The following is a 17,271-nucleotide window of genomic DNA, read 5'->3' as shown; positions in this document are numbered from 1 at the left end:
GAACCGAAGAACCGAAGAACCGAAGAACCGAAGAACCGAAGAACCGAAGAACCGAAGAACCGAAGAAGCAAAGCCTCCGACTCCGAAGCCCCTTCGAGAGGACAAACGATGACGACAGCGGTTTTCGACGCGGCGCAGACGGCGCGCCTCACGCCGTTCGCCGAGCTGGTCGACGCATTGCGCACCGCGGCGCTCGACGCGGCCGACGGCCGGATCGCGAGCCCCGCGCGGCTCGTCGTGCCGCTCAACGAAGGCGGCGCGATGCTGTCGATGCCCGCGTCGGCGAGCGATCTCGCGATCCACAAGCTCGTGACCGTGTGTCCGCGCAATCGCGGCGGCGATTTGCCGACGATCCAGGGGCAGGTGAGCGTCTTCGAGCCGACGACGGGCGAGCCGCTCTTCGCGCTCGACGGCCCGACCGTCACGGGCCGCCGCACGGCCGCGGTCACGCTGCTCGCGATCCGCACGTTCCTGCGCGCCGCGCCGCGCGACGTGCTGCTCATCGGCACCGGCACGCAGGCCGCGCACCACGTCGACGCGCTCGCCGCGCTGTTTCCCGGCGTGCGCGTGCGCGTGAAGGCGCGAACGGCCGCGCAGGCCGCGGCGTTCTGCGCGCGTCTGCGAGCGGTGTTGCCGACGCTCGAGCCGTTCGAGCCGTCCGAGCCGCTCGACGGCGATGCGTTGCCCGACACGCTCGACGCAGTCATCACGTCGACGACGAGCGCCACGCCCGTCTACGACGAGGCGGCGCGAGCGGGGAGGCTCGTCGTCGGCGTCGGCGCGTTCACGCCCGACGCGGCCGAGGTCGGCGCGCGGACGATCGCGGGCAGCGCGCTCTACGTCGACGATCCGGCGGGCGCGCGCCACGAAGCGGGCGACCTGATCGTCGCGGGCGTCGACTGGACGCGTGTGCGCTCGCTTGCCGACGCGCTGCGCGCAAAGGAGCAAACGTACGCGACCGCGTCCGCGACCGCATCAGCTTCGACACCGACACCGACACCGACACCGAGCGAGCCGTTGCAAGGCACCCCGGTCTTCTTCAAGAGCGTCGGCTGCGCGGCCTGGGATCTCGCCGCGTGCCGCGTCGCGCTCATTTCACGCACTCGAGCGTGTACTTGAGCGCAGGCGCGATCAGGCGGCGCCACACGTCCCACGTGTGCGCGCCGTCGACGATCCGCAGCGCGGCCGGATTCTGCGCGCGCCGCAGGCTCGTGTAGAGCACGCTCGACTCGGCCTGGATCGACAGATCGTCGTCGCCGGCGGCGATGAACATCCGCAGCCGCAGCGGCTGCGCGAAGTAGCTGCGCCACTGCGCCGGGTAGTTGAGCTCGTGCCAGACCTTCGGGTCGAACTGCTTGTCGCCGAACACGCCGACGTAACGCGCGGCCGAGCCCGTGGGCGGCTCGTTCGCGTAGACGGCCGGGCTCAGCAGCATCGCGCCGCAGAAGCGCTCCGGCTCGAGGAACGCGAAACGCAGCGCGCCGAAGCCGCCCATCGACACGCCGCCGATCGCGCGTCCCGCGCGCTGGTTCGACACCGCGTAATGCGCTTCGACGTCGGGCATCAGATCGTCGAGAAACGCGCTCTGCATCTTTTCCTTGCGGTCGACGTACCAGTCGGTGCCGCCTTGCGGCATCACGATCACGACGGGCGGAATGTCCCGGCGCTCGATCAGCGCGTCGGCGGTGAGTTGCAGGCGGCCCTGCGTGATCCAGTCGTTCGCGTTGCCGGCGTTGCCGTGCAGCAGATACAGCACCGGATAGCGCGCGCCTTCCGGGTTGTAGCCCGCGGGCAGGTAGACGGTGTAGGACCAGTCGCGGTGCAGCGCTTGCGAGCGGAACGTGCGGGTGACGATGCTGCTGGCGGGCGCCGCGTGCGCGGCGAGATGGAGCGCGGCGGCGAGCAGCGCGGCGAGAGGCAAGACGAATCGGCGCATGACGGCGTAATGGGAATGGGCGCCGATATGCTAGCAGCAGCGAATGACGGCCGTATGCGGATTTTCAGCGCCGCGGGCGGCGCAGCGGCAGCCGGGGCGGCCGCTGCGGGAGCCGCCATTGCCTGACGAACTCGGACGCCCGCGCGACGAGCGGTGCGTACAGCTTCGCGACGACGTACAGCAGGCCGACCGCGGCGGCGTCGGCGACGAGGCCGAGCGGCACGTTCAGATAACCGTCCGTCGCCGCGTACAGCAGCGAATCGACGAGCAGCGAGATGCCCGTGCCCGCGACGAAGCAGAGCAGGCCTTGGCGGCCGATCGTGCCGATCCACGGCATCGCCTGCGCGATCCGATGCATCCAGCCGAGGTGGACGAGCTTCGCGGCGAGCCACGCGATCGCGATGAAATTCGCGAGCCGCAGCACGCCGAGATTCTGCTTGATCGACGGATCGGCCGGGAACGGCTCGATGCGCAGCCGGTAGTACGCGCCGGCCGCGACCACCACGATCGCGGCCGCGGTCGCGAACCAGCCTACGGGCCGCCGCGCGAGCACCGGGTAGATCGGCTGGCAGCGCGCGACGATGCCGAGCAGGAACAGGAACTGCCATGCGAACGGATTGAAGTCCCAGGGCACGCCGTCGACGGTCGGCAGATAGCCGGCGATCTTGCGCGCCGCGAGCCACAGCGCGGCGCTGGCGGCGACGAGCAGCCACCACCAGCGGCTGCGCGCGACGGGCAGCGCGAGCGGCACGAGCAGCGCGAAGAACGCGTACATCGGCAACACCGACGCGAGATACGGCTGGCGCCGTAGCAGCAGGATGTCGCGCAGCGCGGCGAGCGGCGCGTGCATCAGCCCGTCGAGATCGTTGGTCGGCATGTTCGGCGCGTCGATCGCGAACGCGTTGAGCATCGCGGTGATGAAAAGCATCAGGCCGGCCGTGAACAGGAACGCGCGATAGATTTCGAACGCGCGTTTGATGAAACGCTGGCGCGCGGCGGACTCGGTGTGGCGCGCGGCGAGCGAGTTGTACGCGATCGCGGTCGCGAAGCCGCCGAGGAACACGAACACTTCGGCCGCGTCGCAGAGCGCGTAGGCGTGCAGCGTGACGCGCGACAGCATGCTGCCGCCGATATGGTCGACGACGATGATGAGCAGCACGAGACCGCGAAAAAAGTCGAGCTCGGCGTAACGTTGGGCTGGCGCGGCGTTCATGCGGCGTCGCGGGCGCGCGGCGACGCGCGGCGGACGCGGTGCGTGGCTCGAACGGCGAAAACGGGGGCGGACAAATGGCGCATGGTGGGGGGCGGCACGCTACATGATCGGATTCAGACAACGATGCTCGCGCATTGTGCCATCGATGGCGAGGGTTACGGGTTTACGCGAAGTTACGGACGAGTCTGACGAATTCCCGACACGGCAGTTGGCAATACGCAACGAAATGTAAAAAAGTGATGCACCAACATGGACGTTGCATTTTTTGCATGACAGTATTTCCCCCAGTGCAGCAATCCCGAGGCGTCGGCCGTACGAGGCGGGATGCGCCCGAGATGCCCCCCGAAATGAAACGCCCCGAAAGGGGGCGCCGAAACGTCACATGCGTCGTGGCGGCTTCGCATGTGCGAGGCCGCCGAACACAAGGTCTGGAGATATCGATAATGAAAAAGCAAGCCATTTCCGCCGCCGCACTGCTCGCGTTCGCCGCGCCGGCCTTCGCTCAAAGCAGTGTCACGCTGTACGGCGTGATCGACGAGGGCTTCAACTACACGAGCAACGTGAACGTCAACGGCATCGGCAAGAGCAACTACCAGCTCGCGAGCGGCTTCGCGCAAGGCAGCCGCTGGGGTCTGCGCGGCTCGGAAGACCTGGGCGGCGGCCTGAAGGCGATCTTCACGCTGGAAAACGGCTTCGACCTGAATAGCGGCAAGCTCGGCCAGGGCAGCCGGATGTTCGGCCGCCAGGCGTTCGTCGGCCTGTCGCACACGCAATTCGGCTCGCTGACGCTCGGCCGTCAGTACGATTCGGTCGTCGACTACCTCGCGCCGCTGACCGCGAACGGCAACTGGGGCGGCACGCTGTTCTCGCACCCGTTCGACAACGACAACACGGACAACTCCTTCCGTGTGAACAACACGATCAAGTACGCGAGCCCGGACTGGAACGGCCTGCAAGTCGGCGGCACGTACAGCTTCAGCAACGCGACCGGCTTCTCGAACAACCGTCAGTACAGCATCGGCGCCGCTTATACGCTGGGCGGCCTGCAACTCGCCGCCGCATATCTGCAGGCGAACAACCCGGGCAAGACGGCGGGCGGCGCGATCGCGGACAACGACGCGAACTTCACGGCCGATCGCCTGCGTATCTTCGGCGGCGGCGTCAACTACACGTTCGGCCCGGCGACGGTCGGCTTCGTGTACACGAAGGCGGACATCAAGAATCCGGTCTCGACGGTGTATCTGCCGTCGTCGACGTTCACGGGCCTCGGCCTGACCGCGACGAAGTTCCAGAACTTCGAAATCAACGGCAAGTACCAGCTGACGCCGGCGCTCTTCATCGGCGCGCAGTACGTGTATACGGACGGCAAGTTCGACGCGGCCGCGGGCACCGCGAAGCCGAAGTACCACACCGTCGGCCTGATGGCGGACTACAACCTGTCGAAGCGCACCGACGTCTATCTGCAGGGCGCATGGCAGAAGGTCGCGGGCGACAAGACGGGCACCATCGCGGACGGCGGCTATGTCGTCGGCACGGACGGCCCGTCGGCGTCGGCGAACCAGTTCGCGGTCCGCGCGGCGATCCGCCACAAGTTCTGATCGCACCGGCCAAGCGGGCGGCGCGCGATCGATCGACGTGCCGCCGCCGGCCGGTTCAAGTTGGAGTTTTGCATTCAGCCGGCTCGTTCGGGCCGGCTGAACGGCTTTATCGATCAGGCGGGGACGGCTGCATCGCCTGATGCGTGGGTTTTGCTTTTGCGGGCGCGGCCGGCGCGAAACGGCCCGATGTGTGCCGTCGCGGGGGCGTTTCAATCGATGTTTCGCGACATCGCCGACGCTCGGGGCCGCCGAGCCTCACTTCGTTTTCCTCCATTTCCTCCTGATTGACGGCAGGCGCGTGCGCCATGCGGGACGCGCGTCGGCGGGCTGTCGCCTCGCCGTGTATCCGGCTGTTCGCTGACGCTCGAAGCGGCGTGCGACGATCGTAAAACGACCCGCCCGCGGGGCCTGCCTTGTCCATCTCGAGCGACTGCCGATCCAGTGCAGGCCGATTCGAGAATCGAGTGATTCGGCCGACGCGTCAGATTTGCGTTTGCTGCGCGACGCAGATCAATCGCAGCGCGTATGCGCCGTTCATGTCCGCCTGCGAATTCGGATCGTGCGTATCGGAATTGAAATGCTCGCGTCGACTCGCTGCGCACTGCGGTCGATCTGTTGGTTCGACTCGAACGAGCGGCCACCGAACGTCCGCGAGTGCGCCGCATGTCGCATCGCGGGCGCGCGGCGAAAGGAAGCGCCGCACCGCCGATCGCGCGGCTTTGCGGGCCGGCGCTTGCGCGGCGACGAGCGGCCGCCGACCGACGCACCGCGGCCTATCCGCCTATCCGCCTATCCGCCTATCCGCCGCCGAGCTCAAGCCGCGCACGACTCGTTCTTGCCCGGATCATGCGCGAGAAATGCGATGAAGTCGCGCGTGTACTTGGGCAATTCGTCGAAGCTGCGCGCGCAGATCGTCAGCCGGCGGTGCGCCCACGGATCGGTGAGCTCGATCAGGCGGATCTGCATCGTCTGCTGCGCGCGCAGCGCCGCGTGGCGCGACACGATGCCGATCCCGACGCCGCGCGCGATCAGCCGGCAGATCGCGTCGAAGCTCTTCAACTGGACGCGGTAGTCGATCCGTTTGCCAAGCGCCTTCGCCTGCTCGGAGAGGTGGACCTGCAGCGCGCTGCCGTCCGTCATGCCGATGAAGTCCGCGTCGACGAGCTCGGCGAACGCGACCCGCTCGCGCGCGGCGAGCGGGTGGTCGACCGCCGCGACGGCGATCAGCCAGTCCTCGCGAAACGGCATCTGCTCGAGTCCGTCGAGCCCGACCGAATCGGCGACGATCCCGAAATCCGCGGTCTTGCCGCGGATCGCATGAACGATCTCCTGGCTCGACCGCTCCTCGACGCTCACCGACAGCTTCGGGTGACGCGGCAGGTATTCGGCGAGCGCGTCGGGCAGATATTCGCTGAGCGCGGCGGTGTTGCTGAGGAGGCGGATGTGGCCGCGCAGCCCGGCGCCGAACTGTTGCAGTTCGCCGCGCATATGGTCGATCTGTTGCAGGACGACGCGCGCATGGTGCTCGAGCGCGCGGCCGGCTTCGGTCGCGCGCGTACCGCGCTTCGCGCGCTGCAAAAGCGGCACGCCGAGCTCTTCCTCCATGCCGCGAATGCGCTCGCTCGCGGATTGCAGCGTCATGTGCGCGCGCTCGGCGCCGCCCGTGATGCTGCCGGCCTCGCAGACGTGCAGGAAAAGTCGCAGATCGGTCAAGTCGAATCGCATGGAGCTTGCTTGCGTTGTCGTTGTAATGGCCGATACGGTAACAGGATTGCGGGGCGCCGCGTTCAGGCGGTGCCTGAGGCCCGCTTCGCCGGTTCCGCATTTTCGTGCGACGAATTGCCGCGCATCATGTCCACTCGTTCGTCGGCCCGGAGGCGCGCATGGGTAGCAACCCGTCTTGGCTGTTGGCGTTCAAGATCGCATTGCACATCTTCTTTCTCTGTTGCGGCATCGCTTTCGCGTTTTCGACGCTGAGCGTGCAGTACCTGTGACGCGCGTGACCGAGGCCGGCGCGGCGCGCGAATTCATCATGCGGCGCGCCGGGCGGCGGTTGTGCGAGCCGTCGAGCGGCGTGCCTGAAAACGCGATCGATCGGCGGAAATGGGCTTGGATCGCCTGTTTTTGGGCGCTGAACATGTATTTTTCGCTCGGCGTCAAATGAGGGTTCGTGTCGCCGTGCCGGCGAATTATTTCGTTCGCCGTGAGACTCGATCGATTCAATTCCAGCATCGGCAATGCTCGTTGCGATTTTGTCATCATTCTTGCATCCGGTTACACGCGCTTCCGGCGATTTTTGAGATGCTCGAAAAATTCCATGACCGGAGTTGTCTCGAGCATGAGCAAGAGCGAGATCGACCGCAGTGTCGCGTGGCTGTCCGGCGTGGCGGCAGCGCTCGTGGTCGCGGGCTGCGCGACCACGTCGCCCGTCGCGCCCACCGATACGCTCGCCGGCGCGGCCGCGTCGTCGGCGAGCGCCGCGCAGGCGGCGTCCGCGCCGCAGCCCGGCGATGCGGCGCAGCATCAGGACGCGGCCGCCGCGCCGGCGCCCGTCGTGACACGCTACGTCGTGAAGCGCGGCGATACGCTATCCGCGATCGCGCAAGCGAATGGGTGCACCGTGCGCGATCTGCAAACCTGGAATCGCCTCGGGCGCCGGACCCGGATCGCCATCGGACAAACGCTGCGGATCGCGCCGCCCGGCGCGGAAAACGCGGCCGCTTCGCAGGCGGCGAGCGGTGCCGATGCCGCGCGTGCGCCCGGCAATGCCGCCGACGCCGCTCGCGCAGCCGATGCGGCGAGCAGCGCGGGCGCGGCGCCCGCCGGCGGCGCGACCTCGGCCGGCGCGCCGCAGCCTGCTTCGGCGCCCGAAAGCGCCGCGGATCGCGCGGCGGACCGTCGCGTGGTCCAGGAAACGAAGCGCCACGCGCAGTCGATCGCGCTCGCGTGGCCGGCGAAGGGCGCGATCGTCGAAACCTTCCAGCCCGGCCGCAATCGCGGCATCCGGATTGCCGGACATGCGGGCGACCCCGTGCGCGCGGCGGCGTCCGGCCGCGTGATGTACGCGGGCACGGGCTTGAACGGCTACGGCACGCTGATCCTCGTCCAGCACAACGCGGATTTCCTGACCGCATATGCGCACAACCGCAAGGTGCTCGTGAAGACGGGCGACGTTGTTCAGCAGGGCGAACAGATCGCCGAAATGGGCACGGGCGACGGCGCGCGCGCGGGGATGCTGTTCGAAGTCCGGCGCGACGGCAAGCCGGTCAATCCGATGCAGTATCTGCCGGGCCGGCAGCAGGGATAGCGGCCGGGCACGCCGGGGGCAAGCGAACGGAAGTGGGGCGGCGAGCGGGCCGCGAGCGCGCGTCGCCGTACGCGTGGGCGAGCACGGGACGGCCACAATTTCACACGGATTCGTGCGACGAGAACTGATACGCTCGTGGGCCGCGAGATCGCGGGCGCGAGTGCCGCGCGGCCCGATCCGCTTCTGTTCAATCTTCTCGCTATCCGCTTATGAACCATTCTCCGTTGCGCCGTTCGCTGCTCGCCGCGGCCGTCTCCGTGCCGCTCGTCGGCGCATGCGCGCCGCTGCGCGGCGATTCGAACGGCGTTACCGCCGCCGAGCGGCAATTGCGCGAACTCGAGTCGACGTTCGACGGTCGCCTCGGCTTCGTCGCGCTCGATACCGCGACGGGTACGCGCATCGCGTATCGCGCCGACGAGCGCTTCCCGTTTTGCAGCACGTTCAAGACGATGCTGTCGGCCGCGATCCTCGCGCGCAGCGCGGGCGACGCCGAGTTGCTGCAGCGCCGGGTCCGTTACACGAAGCGCGACCTCGTCAACTATTCGCCGATCACCGAGAAGCATGTCGGCAAAGGCATGACCATCGCCGAGCTGTGCGCGGCGACGCTCCAGTACAGCGACAACACCGCGGCGAACCTGTTGATCGCGCTGCTCGGCGGTCCGCAGGCCGTCACCGCGTACGCGCGCTCGATCGGCGACACGACGTTCCGCCTCGATCGCCGCGAGACCGAGCTGAACACGGCGATTCCCGGCGACGAGCGCGACACGACGACGCCCGCCGCGATGGCCGCGAGCGTGCGTCGGCTGCTCGTCGGCGACGCGCTCGGCGCCGCGCAGCGCGCGCAGCTCGATGCGTGGATGCTCGGCAACAAGACGGGCGACGCGCGGATTCGCGCGGGCGTGCCGGCCGACTGGCGCGTCGCCGACAAGACCGGCACGGGCGACTACGGAACGGGCAACGACATCGGCGTCGCATATCCGCCGAACCGCGCGCCGATCGTGTTCGTCGTCTACACGACGATGCGCGAGAAGAACGCGCAGGCGCGCAGCGACGTGATCGCTTCGGCGGCGCGCATCGCCGCGCGGGCGTTTGCCTGACGGCGTCGCGGAGCAAGCCGTTTCGGCATGCTCGACGTGAACCGCCCGGCGGCCTGCGCGGCGCATGCGGCTGGGTGGTTGCGCCGGGCGGCGCGGGGCCGATGCGCCGGCGAATGTGCGGGGTGCGGGCGAATTCGGCGCTCGATGCATGGATCGGCGCGGCGTTGATGGCCGCGCGCCGTGGCGCTGCAGCGATGCAGTCCGCCGGACTGCGCGCGTCATGAGGCCGCCCGGTAGAGGCGTGGTAGATGCTGCGCGTGTGCTGCGGGCGGCGCGTGTCGGCATCGGCGCATGTCGAATGCGGGCGCGCCGCGCACCGGCCGCCGGTTCGCCGTCGACATCGAATCGACAATACGAAGCGCGAAGCGCGTTCGCCGCTTCGGGCGGACAGCGCGGCATGCTTGTCGCCCGTCTCGCGCTTCATGACGCTGACGCCGATAATCGTCTGTCATAACGGCGCGATGTCGACGCGATTTCCGCATGATTTCGACGTGAGTTCGGCGCGAACGATATGCGAGTCGGCGACGCGCGAATCGCTCCGATGAGGCTCGCCGCAATGGCCGCCTCGGCGAGCTCGGCGCGCGCCGAGCCGTTTCGCCGGACGCGTCGCGCAACGGCATGCGGCGTCCATGCTCGCGCAACAGCCGCATTTCGCTTATCGTGACGGCTCGCCCGCAGGCATCGCTCGTCGAATCGCCCGCGCGTCTCCGAATCGCCGAGTTACTTCAGTCCAGCCGTCGACCGCCATGCGCCGCCTCCCGCCCTTGAATGCCCTGCAGATCTTCGCGACGGTCGCGCGCCATCGCAGCTTCACGCGTACAGCCGAAGCGCTGTGCGTGACGCAAGGGGCGATTAGCCGCCAGATCCAGTCGCTCGAAGCGCATTACGGCTTCCCGCTCTTCATGCGCCACGCGCGCGGGCTCACGTTGACGGCGGAGGGCGAGCAACTGCTGCCCGTCGTCGTCGAGAGCTTCGCGCGGATCGAGGACATTTCGCTGAAGCTCACGCGGCAGCGCACCGATCTCGCGCTGAAGGTGCCGACTTGCGTGATGCGCTGGGTGCTGCCGCGCATCATGCGCTTCCAGCGCGAGCATCCGGATTTGCACGTGCAGATGACGACGACCTGGCGGCACGACGTCGATTTCAAGAGCGAGCCGTTCGACGCGGCGATCGTCTATGGGATGTCGCCCGGCCCGGACGTGACGGCCGTGCCGCTCTTCGACGAGCGGCTCACGCCCGTATGCTCGCCGGAGCTGCTGAAGGACAAGCCGCTCGCGGGCGTCGACGATCTCGCGGGCCACACGCTGCTGCATCCGACGCGCGATCATCGAGACTGGCGCCGCTGGCTGGACTATGCGGGCGTGACCGGCGTGGACCCGGACCGCGGGCCGAGCTTCGATTCGCTCGATCTCGCGACGAGCGCCGCGACGCAAGGCTTCGGCGTCGCGCTGGGCGACCTCACGCTGAGCGAAGAGGATCTCGCCGCACGGCGGCTCGCGATGCCGCTCGACATCGTGCAGAAGACGGGCGCGCGCTACTACTTCGTCTATCCGGACAGCGTCGCGCAACAGCAGAAGATCCAGCGTTTCAGCGCATGGCTCGACGCGAATCGCGACTGACGAGACAGGGTGTCGGGTTCGATGGCGGTCGTGTCGTTTGACCGATGGAGAACGTCGTGCGCCGAGTGCTGAACACCGAACACCGAACACCGAACACCGCATGCTGCCGCGTGCCGCAATCCGTGCAACGGCGAACACTCGTTTCGCGCGGGCCGCTACAGATACGACACGACGGCGACGATGCGCGACGTTTCGCCGGGCCGCCCCGCGGGCAGCGGAATCGCGCGCGACTGCTCGGTGAACTTCACCGTGCGCAGCGCGGCGCCGCTTTGAGGATCGACGAACGTGACGTCGCCTTTGGCCGGACGTGGGCAGGCGGGCTGCAGTTGTGCTTGCGCGCCGGCGCCGCTCGTGATCGAGAACGAGCACGGCGGCTCGACGATCATGCCGCTGAAGCGGATGATCCCGGTCTGCTGGGCGTGGGCTGCGGAGGAAAGCGCAAACATCGACACGGCCAACAGGCTGGACGCAATGAGCGATGAACGTTGCATAGAGTGCTCCACGCGAATGGGCGCTGCGCAACGTTCCGAACGGCGTGCTGCGGATACGCTGCGAAGCTAATTGCGTAAACGGCAGTGCATGCGAAAACTTGATGCGGACGGATTAGAAGGTTGCGTCGACAACGAACGGCTCGGCATCGTTCGAACGACGCCGACGCTTTCAAGATAGAAGCGTCGCGCCGCGAATGCAAGGCGGCGTGCGGGCGGGCGCGGGGGGCGTCGGTGCATCGGTGATGCGAGGGCCGCGATGGCGCGTCGGCGCGCTGCGTCGAACGGACGCATGCGGACGCGTCGTTAGCGGCGCGACGTATTGGGTGCGCGTTCGTGACGGAGACGGTTTCGCGCGATGCCGGTCGATCGGGTCACGGATCACGGACCACGGACCACGGCTGCCGCATCGGGCGTGACGGCGGCACGTTGCGCCGAGCGTCGTGTGCCGCGCCGCACGAGTCGGGAACGCATCAAGCGAGCATCGTCAACGTGCCGAACAACGCGAGATCCTCGTGCCTGGCGGAGTGCGGGCGACGGCGAATCACCTGAAGCAGACAATCGGCGAAGCAATGCGCGGCGTGCCGCCCGCGCACGAGCGCCGCCGAGGGTCGGCGCAACCCGCTCGCCCGTCAACCCGCTCGCCGATAGCCTTGCGTCGCGCGCAGCAACGTTCGCGTGTACTCGGAACCGACGCGCGCCGCGCGCACGTCCTCGATTCCGAGCTGTTCGACGAGCGCGCCGTCGCGCATCACCGCGACGCGGCTGCACAGGAACCCGACGACCGCGAGATTGTGGCTGACGAGCATCATCGTCAGCCCGCGTTCACGATGCAGCCGCTTCAGCAGATTCAGGATCTCCGCCTGCACCGATACGTCGAGCGCCGACGTCGGCTCGTCGAGCAGCAGCACGCGCGGCTCGACGATCAGCGCGCGCGCGATCGCGACGCGCTGCCGCTGGCCGCCCGACAATTGATGCGGATAGCGAAAGCGGAACGCGGGGCCGAGCCCGACCTCGGCGAGCGCGCGCGCGATCCGCTCGTCCGCATCCGGCATCCGGTGGATCGCGAGCGGTTCGCGCAGCGTTTCGTCGACGGTGAAGCGCGGATGCAGCGATGCGTAGGGGTCCTGAAACACCATCTGCACGTCGCGGCGGAATGCGCGGTCGAGCTTGCCCTCGATCGGGCGCGCGTCGATCGACAGCGCGCCGCCCGCGAGCGGCACGAGGCCCGTCAGCGCGCGCAGCAGCGTCGATTTGCCGGAGCCGGATTCGCCGACGAGCCCGAACGCCTCGCCCGCGGCGACGGCGAGATTCGCGCCGCGCACCGCGTCCACGTGGCCGGTGCGGGTTGGAAAGCGGATCGACGCGTCGCGGATGTCGATCATCGGTGCGCCGCTCATCGTGCCGCCTCCGCAAGCCACGCGGGATCGCGCTCGAGCACCGGCAACTCGTCGGGCGGATTCACGAGCGGCGGCGTCGCGGCGAGCAGGCCGCGCGTATATGGATGCGACGCGCGGGCGAGATCGCGCGCCGCGCACGTCTCGACGACGCGCCCCGCGTACATCACCGCGACGCAATCGCAGAACGACGTGACGAGCTGCAGGTCGTGGCTGATGAACACGAGGCCCGTGCGATGGCGCGCGATCATGTCGTCGAGCACCGCGAGCACCTGCATCGACACCGCGACGTCGAGCGCGGACGTCGGCTCGTCGGCGACGAGCAGGCGCGGGCCCGTCGACACCATCATCGCGATCATCACGCGCTGGCCCATCCCGCCCGACAGCTCGTGCGGATACGCGTCGGCGACGCGCGCCGGATCGCGAATCTCGACCGACGCGAGCGCGCCGACGATCCGCTCGCGCAGCGCGCGGCCGCGCAGGCCGGGCTCGCGCAGCCGGAACGCCTCGGCCATTTGCTTGCCGACCGTCATCACGGGGTTCAGCGAATATTTAGGATCTTGAAGGATCATGCCCATCGCGCCGCCGCACAGCGTGCGCCGCTCGCGGGCGTTGAGCGCGAGCAGGTCGCGGCCGTCGAAGCGCAGCGCCTTCGCGCGCCATTGCGCGGCGGCGGGCAGCAGGCCGAGCAGCGCGCGGCCCGTCAGCGACTTGCCGGAGCCGGATTCGCCGACGACGCCGAGCCGCTCGCCCGGCGCGAGCGAAAGCGACAGGTCGCGCACGGCTTCGACGAGCGTGCCGTCGTGCGTGCGAAAGCCGATCCGAAGACCTTCGATTTCGCAGAGCGGCGGCGTGTTCGGAGAACCGGGGCGAGCGGACATGTCAGGCTCCATGGCGCGGATCGAAGACGTCGCGCAGACCGTCGCCGAGCAGGTTGAACGCGATGCTGACGATGAGGATCGCCGCGCCCGGCAGTGTCGCGACCCACCAGGCGTCGAGCAGCACGTTGCGGCCCGACGCGACCATGAAGCCCCATTCCGGGCTCGGCGGCTGCGCGCCCAGCCCGAGAAAGCCCAAGCCCGCGACGGTCAGGATGATGCCGGCCATGTCGAGCGTCGCGCGCACGATCACCGACGACAGGCAAAGGGGCGCCACGTAGCGCAGCACGATGCGCAGATCGGATGCGCCTTGCAGGCGCGCCGCGTGGATGAAGTCCGCGTTCGCGATGCGCAGCGTCTCCGCGCGCGCGAGTCGCGCGTACGCGGGCCACGCGGTGATCGAGATCGCGACGACCGCGTTGACGACGCTCGGCCCGAGCGCGGCCGCGAACGCGAGCGCGAGCACGATCTTCGGGAACGCGAGCGCGATGTCGGTGATCCGCATCAGCGCGCTGTCGACGAAGCCGCCGCAGTAGCCGGCGGTCGTGCCGATCGCGAGCCCGATCGGCACGACGATCGCGACGACGAGGATCGCGATGCCGAGTGTGACGCGCGAGCCGGCGACGAGGCGCGAGAGGATGTCGCGGCCGAGCTGATCGGTGCCGAGCCAGTGCGACGGCGAGCCGGGCGGCAGCAGCCGGTCGGCGAGCACCTGGCGTAGCGGATCGTGCGGCGCGACGAGCGGCGCGACGATCGCGATCGCGACGAGCGCGGCGAGGATCGCGAGCCCGAAGAGGTTCAGCGGATTGCCGGCAAAGCGGCGCCAACGGCGGTAGGCGAGGCCGAGCGTCGCCTGCCGGCGCGACGCGGGCGCGTCGGACAGGAGCCACGCGCGCAGCGTCGGCGCGGCGGGATTCGGCGTGGAGCGGTGGGGTGAAGCGTTCATGTGTGCGTGTTCGTGGCGGAAACGGTCGGATGCGCGCGGCGGGTCAGCGGGCGCGCGGGTCGAACACGCGGTAGAGCGCGTCCGTCAGCAGATTGATCGTGATGAACATGATCCCGATCACGAGCGTGCAGCCGAGCACCGCGTTCATGTCGGCGTTCAGCAGCGCGCCCGTCAGATACGAGCCGATGCCGGGCCACGCGAACACGATCTCGGTGAGCACGGAGCCTTCGAGCAGGTTGCTGTACGTGAGCGCGATCACGGTCAGAAGCGGCACCGCGATGTTGCCGAACGCGTGCCGCCAGATCACGCGGCGCTCGGCGAGCCCCTTCGCGCGCGCGGTGACGATGTATTCCTGGCTCAGTTGATCGAGCATGAACGAGCGCGTCATCCGGCTCAGGTAGGCGACCGAGTAGTAGCCGAGGATCGCCGCGGGCAGCGCGATGTGCGACAGCGCGTTGCCGAACACGTCCCATTCGCCGGCGAGCGCCGAATCGATCAGCAGGCTGCCCGTGCGCGTGTCGACCATGCCGTCGTAGACGGGATCGAGCCGTCCCGGCCCCGCGACCCAGTGCAGCCGCGCGTAGAACAGCAGCAGCCCCATCAGCCCGAGCCAGAACACCGGCACCGAGCTGCCGATCAGCCCGACGAAGCGCGCGACATGATCGATCGGCCGGTTGTGCCCGACGGCCGCCGCGACGCCGAGCGGCACGCCGAGCGCGACGCCGATCAGCGTCGCGAGCGTCGCGAGCTCGAGCGTCGCGGGAAACACGCGCTTGATGTCGTCGAGCACCGGGTTCGAGGTCAGCAGCGACATGCCGAGATTGCCGTGCAGCACCTCGCGCACGTAGATCATGAACTGCGCGGCAAGCGGCTTGTCGAGCCCGAGCGCGATGCGCTCGGCCGCGTAGGCTTGCGCCGACGCGCGGTCGCCGAGCACGGCGAGCACCGGATCGATCGGCACCTTGCGGCCGATCACGAACGTGAGCGCGAGGAGCCCGGCGAACGTCACGGCGAGCGTGAGCGCCCAGCGCAGGACGCGCAGCGCCCAGCGCACGCCGGGCCGCCGCGCGGGCAGCGTGCGGAGCGCTTCGAGGGAGGAGGCGGGTGTCGACATGTCGTGGTTCCGGTGCGGCGTCACTGCTTCTTCAGATTACGATACGACACGAGGTCGCTGATCGGGCCGACTTCGAGGCCGCTCACGCCGGGCCGCGTCGCGACCTGCGCGACTTTCTCGAACAGGATCACGAACGGCGATTTCGCGAGCACCTCCTTCTGCATCGCCTGATACGACTGCGCGCGCTTCGCTGCGGACGGTTCCGCGAGCGCCGCGTCGGTTTGCGCGGTGAGCCGCGGGATGTTCCAGCCGTTGCGCCACGCGAGCATCTTGTAGCTGGACTGATCGGAATCGTCCGGGTTCCATGCGAAGCCTTGCGCGTTGCTGTGCGGATCGATGTAATCCGCAGACCAATCGCCGATGTAGATATCGTGCTGGCGCGCGCGGTACTTCGCGAGCGTCTGCTTGTTGTCGCCCGGAATCAACTGCACCTTGACGCCCGCCTGCGCGAAGTTCGCCTGAACGGCCTGCGCGATTTCGGTGTACGGATAGTCGTTGCGCACGTCCATCGTCACAGTGAAGCCGTTCGGCACGCCTGCCTTCGCGAGCAGCGCCTTCGCCTTCGCGACGTCGAGCCGGTACGGATTCGCGTTCAGCGTGCCGAGAAAGCCCTCCGGCATGAACGTCTGATGGACTTTGTACGTCGTCTTCACGACGTGGCTCTGGATTGCGCTGTAGTCGACGAGCCATTTCAGCGCTTCCTGCACGTCGGGTTTCGCGAGCGTCGGGTTCTTCGTGTTCAGGCCGAGGTACAGCAGCGTCGCTTGCGGCGACGGCGTCACCTTCGCCTTGCCGCTCTTCGCGACGGCCGCGAGATCGTCCGGGCTCAGGTCGCGTGCCGCGTCGACGTCGCCGCTTTCGAGCAGGAGCCGCTGGCTCGCCGCCTCCGACACGTGCCGCAGCACGATCCGCTTCATCGCGAGCGGCAGCCGGTAGCCGTCGTAGCGCTGCAGCACGATGCTGTCGCCCGCCGTCCACTTGACGAGCCGGTACGCGCCCGAGCCGGCCTCGCGGGTCTTCAGCCAGCCGTTGCCGAAGTCGCTGCCCTGCTGGTGCGCGAGCAGCAGCTTCTTGTCGACGATCGACGCGGGCCACGAGCCGAGCACGTTCAGCACGAAGGTCGGCGCGTACTTGCGGTCGGTCGTCACGGACACCGTCACGTCGTCGAGCTTCTTCACGTTCGCGAGCGCGTTCGCCTTCGTGAGGCCGATGCCCGCGAGCACCGCTGCCGGCCCCTTGTCGAGCAGCACCGCGCGCCGGATCGACCAGGCGACGTCGTCGGCCGTCACCGGATTGCCCGAGTGGAACTTGAGGCCGGCGCGCAGCTTGAACGTGAACGTGAGGCCGTCCGGGCTCACGGTCCACGACTGGGCGGCGTCGCCGTTGAACTTCGACGGATCGGCGAGATCGACCCGCACGAGCCGGTCGTATGTGTTCGCGACGTATTCCTGCGGCACCAGCTCGTAGATTTCGCCCGGGTCGAGCGAGATGAATTCGTCGAGCAGCGTGGCCATCACGAACATGTCCTTCGGGGGCGCGGCGCGCGCGTCGAGCGCCGGGACGGCGGCGAACGCGCAGGCAGCGGCGAGCGCCACGGCGAGCTTGGGCATCGAGAGTTTCATACGCGCTCCATGGGGCAGGGATTCGAGGTGAGGGCGGCGGCTCCGGCGCGGGGGCG

At 68.6% G+C, this 17,271-nt stretch carries 15 protein-coding genes and 1 pseudogene; 6 read left to right on the top strand and 10 right to left on the bottom strand.

Annotated elements, in window-relative coordinates:
* Positions 1 to 108 precede the first annotated feature (108 nt).
* Positions 109 to 1,119, top strand: a complete 1,011-nt coding sequence (locus WT60_RS27825; RefSeq protein WP_060356567.1) for a delta(1)-pyrroline-2-carboxylate reductase family protein — start codon at positions 109 to 111, stop codon at positions 1,117 to 1,119.
* Here the strand turns inward: WT60_RS27825 and WT60_RS27820 are convergent.
* Both WT60_RS27820 and WT60_RS27815 read right to left on the bottom strand, forming a co-directional pair.
* On the bottom strand, positions 1,091 to 1,936 hold the full coding sequence (locus tag WT60_RS27820; RefSeq protein ID WP_060356566.1) for an alpha/beta hydrolase-fold protein: 846 nt from the start codon (positions 1,934 to 1,936) through the stop codon (positions 1,091 to 1,093). The genes WT60_RS27825 and WT60_RS27820 overlap by 29 nt on opposite strands.
* A 64-nt stretch (positions 1,937 to 2,000) precedes the next feature.
* Positions 2,001 to 3,149: an OpgC domain-containing protein gene (locus WT60_RS27815; protein WP_038746955.1), complete on the bottom strand. Its 1,149-nt coding sequence runs from the start codon at positions 3,147 to 3,149 to the stop codon at positions 2,001 to 2,003.
* A 443-nt stretch (positions 3,150 to 3,592) separates the two neighbouring features.
* Here WT60_RS27815 and WT60_RS27800 point away from each other — a divergent pair, with 443 nt between their 5' ends.
* Positions 3,593 to 4,747, top strand: coding sequence for a porin (locus tag WT60_RS27800; protein ID WP_059669964.1), 1,155 nt, complete (start codon positions 3,593 to 3,595; stop codon positions 4,745 to 4,747).
* A gap of 813 nt (positions 4,748 to 5,560) precedes the next feature.
* Here the strand turns inward: WT60_RS27800 and WT60_RS27795 are convergent.
* A complete protein-coding gene (locus tag WT60_RS27795) occupies positions 5,561 to 6,472 on the bottom strand; it encodes a LysR family transcriptional regulator (protein ID WP_059669963.1) in 912 nt (303 codons plus the stop codon).
* A 175-nt stretch (positions 6,473 to 6,647) separates the two neighbouring features.
* Here WT60_RS27795 and WT60_RS34805 point away from each other — a divergent pair, with 175 nt between their 5' ends.
* From WT60_RS34805 to WT60_RS27775, 4 genes are all read left to right on the top strand, one after another.
* Positions 6,648 to 6,911, top strand: coding sequence for a hypothetical protein (locus tag WT60_RS34805; protein ID WP_186448621.1), 264 nt, complete (start codon positions 6,648 to 6,650; stop codon positions 6,909 to 6,911).
* Positions 6,912 to 7,085: 174 nt separating this feature from the next.
* Positions 7,086 to 8,054 carry a peptidoglycan DD-metalloendopeptidase family protein gene (locus tag WT60_RS27790; RefSeq protein ID WP_060356564.1) on the top strand — a complete coding sequence of 323 codons (969 nt, stop codon included), beginning with the start codon at positions 7,086 to 7,088 and terminating at the stop codon, positions 8,052 to 8,054.
* Positions 8,055 to 8,263: 209 nt separating this feature from the next.
* A complete protein-coding gene (gene blaPEN-bpc, locus WT60_RS27785) occupies positions 8,264 to 9,151 on the top strand; it encodes a PEN family class A beta-lactamase, Bpc-type (RefSeq protein ID WP_038746943.1) in 888 nt (295 codons plus the stop codon).
* 746 nt (positions 9,152 to 9,897) lie between these two features.
* Positions 9,898 to 10,770 (top strand): LysR substrate-binding domain-containing protein, encoded by an 873-nt coding sequence (locus WT60_RS27775; protein ID WP_038746937.1) that lies wholly within the window; start codon positions 9,898 to 9,900, stop codon positions 10,768 to 10,770.
* 155 nt (positions 10,771 to 10,925) lie between these two features.
* On the opposite strand, the gene WT60_RS27770 is transcribed toward WT60_RS27775, so the two are convergent.
* From WT60_RS27770 to WT60_RS27735, 7 genes and pseudogenes are all read right to left on the bottom strand, one after another.
* Complete coding sequence (locus WT60_RS27770; protein ID WP_038746934.1) at positions 10,926 to 11,261, bottom strand: type 1 fimbrial protein; 336 nt, start codon at positions 11,259 to 11,261, stop codon at positions 10,926 to 10,928.
* Positions 11,262 to 11,731: 470 nt separating this feature from the next.
* Positions 11,732 to 11,839, bottom strand: a pseudogene (locus WT60_RS35470) (LysR family transcriptional regulator); the annotation flags it as partial.
* Between the two features lie 51 nt (positions 11,840 to 11,890).
* A complete protein-coding gene (locus tag WT60_RS27755; RefSeq protein WP_186448620.1) occupies positions 11,891 to 12,658 on the bottom strand; it encodes an ABC transporter ATP-binding protein in 768 nt (255 codons plus the stop codon).
* Complete coding sequence (locus WT60_RS27750; RefSeq protein WP_186448618.1) at positions 12,655 to 13,548, bottom strand: ABC transporter ATP-binding protein; 894 nt, start codon at positions 13,546 to 13,548, stop codon at positions 12,655 to 12,657. Before WT60_RS27750 ends, WT60_RS27755 begins: the two co-directional genes overlap by 4 nt.
* Positions 13,538 to 14,479, bottom strand: coding sequence for a nickel transporter permease (gene nikC / locus WT60_RS27745; RefSeq protein ID WP_038746928.1), 942 nt, complete (start codon positions 14,477 to 14,479; stop codon positions 13,538 to 13,540). Before nikC ends, WT60_RS27750 begins: the two co-directional genes overlap by 11 nt.
* A 43-nt stretch (positions 14,480 to 14,522) precedes the next feature.
* Entirely contained in the window at positions 14,523 to 15,593 is a 1,071-nt protein-coding gene (locus WT60_RS27740) for an ABC transporter permease (protein WP_060356614.1), read from the bottom strand.
* A gap of 20 nt (positions 15,594 to 15,613) precedes the next feature.
* Positions 15,614 to 17,215, bottom strand: coding sequence for an ABC transporter substrate-binding protein (locus WT60_RS27735; protein ID WP_060356562.1), 1,602 nt, complete (start codon positions 17,213 to 17,215; stop codon positions 15,614 to 15,616).
* Positions 17,216 to 17,271 lie beyond the last annotated feature (56 nt).

Source organism: Burkholderia sp. MSMB617WGS (assembly GCF_001532025.2).
Classification (GTDB): domain Bacteria; phylum Pseudomonadota; class Gammaproteobacteria; order Burkholderiales; family Burkholderiaceae; genus Burkholderia; species Burkholderia savannae.
The sequence above is the reverse complement of the archived record's forward strand: the minus strand, read 5'-3'. Positions and strand labels throughout refer to the sequence as shown.

Coding starts and splice junctions, on each gene's coding strand:
- WT60_RS27750 (WP_186448618.1), bottom strand. CDS start 13,548: ATGGAGCCTGACATGTCCGCTCGCCCCGGTTCTCCGAACACGCCGCCG.
- WT60_RS27740 (WP_060356614.1), bottom strand. CDS start 15,593: ATGTCGACACCCGCCTCCTCCCTCGAAGCGCTCCGCACGCTGCCCGCG.
- WT60_RS27800 (WP_059669964.1), top strand. CDS start 3,593: ATGAAAAAGCAAGCCATTTCCGCCGCCGCACTGCTCGCGTTCGCCGCG.
- WT60_RS27795 (WP_059669963.1), bottom strand. CDS start 6,472: ATGCGATTCGACTTGACCGATCTGCGACTTTTCCTGCACGTCTGCGAG.
- WT60_RS27775 (WP_038746937.1), top strand. CDS start 9,898: ATGCGCCGCCTCCCGCCCTTGAATGCCCTGCAGATCTTCGCGACGGTC.
- WT60_RS27825 (WP_060356567.1), top strand. CDS start 109: ATGACGACAGCGGTTTTCGACGCGGCGCAGACGGCGCGCCTCACGCCG.
- nikC (WP_038746928.1), bottom strand. CDS start 14,479: ATGAACGCTTCACCCCACCGCTCCACGCCGAATCCCGCCGCGCCGACG.
- WT60_RS27815 (WP_038746955.1), bottom strand. CDS start 3,149: ATGAACGCCGCGCCAGCCCAACGTTACGCCGAGCTCGACTTTTTTCGC.
- WT60_RS27755 (WP_186448620.1), bottom strand. CDS start 12,658: ATGAGCGGCGCACCGATGATCGACATCCGCGACGCGTCGATCCGCTTT.
- WT60_RS27820 (WP_060356566.1), bottom strand. CDS start 1,936: ATGCGCCGATTCGTCTTGCCTCTCGCCGCGCTGCTCGCCGCCGCGCTC.
- blaPEN-bpc (WP_038746943.1), top strand. CDS start 8,264: ATGAACCATTCTCCGTTGCGCCGTTCGCTGCTCGCCGCGGCCGTCTCC.
- WT60_RS27735 (WP_060356562.1), bottom strand. CDS start 17,215: ATGAAACTCTCGATGCCCAAGCTCGCCGTGGCGCTCGCCGCTGCCTGC.
- WT60_RS27770 (WP_038746934.1), bottom strand. CDS start 11,261: ATGCAACGTTCATCGCTCATTGCGTCCAGCCTGTTGGCCGTGTCGATG.
- WT60_RS27790 (WP_060356564.1), top strand. CDS start 7,086: ATGAGCAAGAGCGAGATCGACCGCAGTGTCGCGTGGCTGTCCGGCGTG.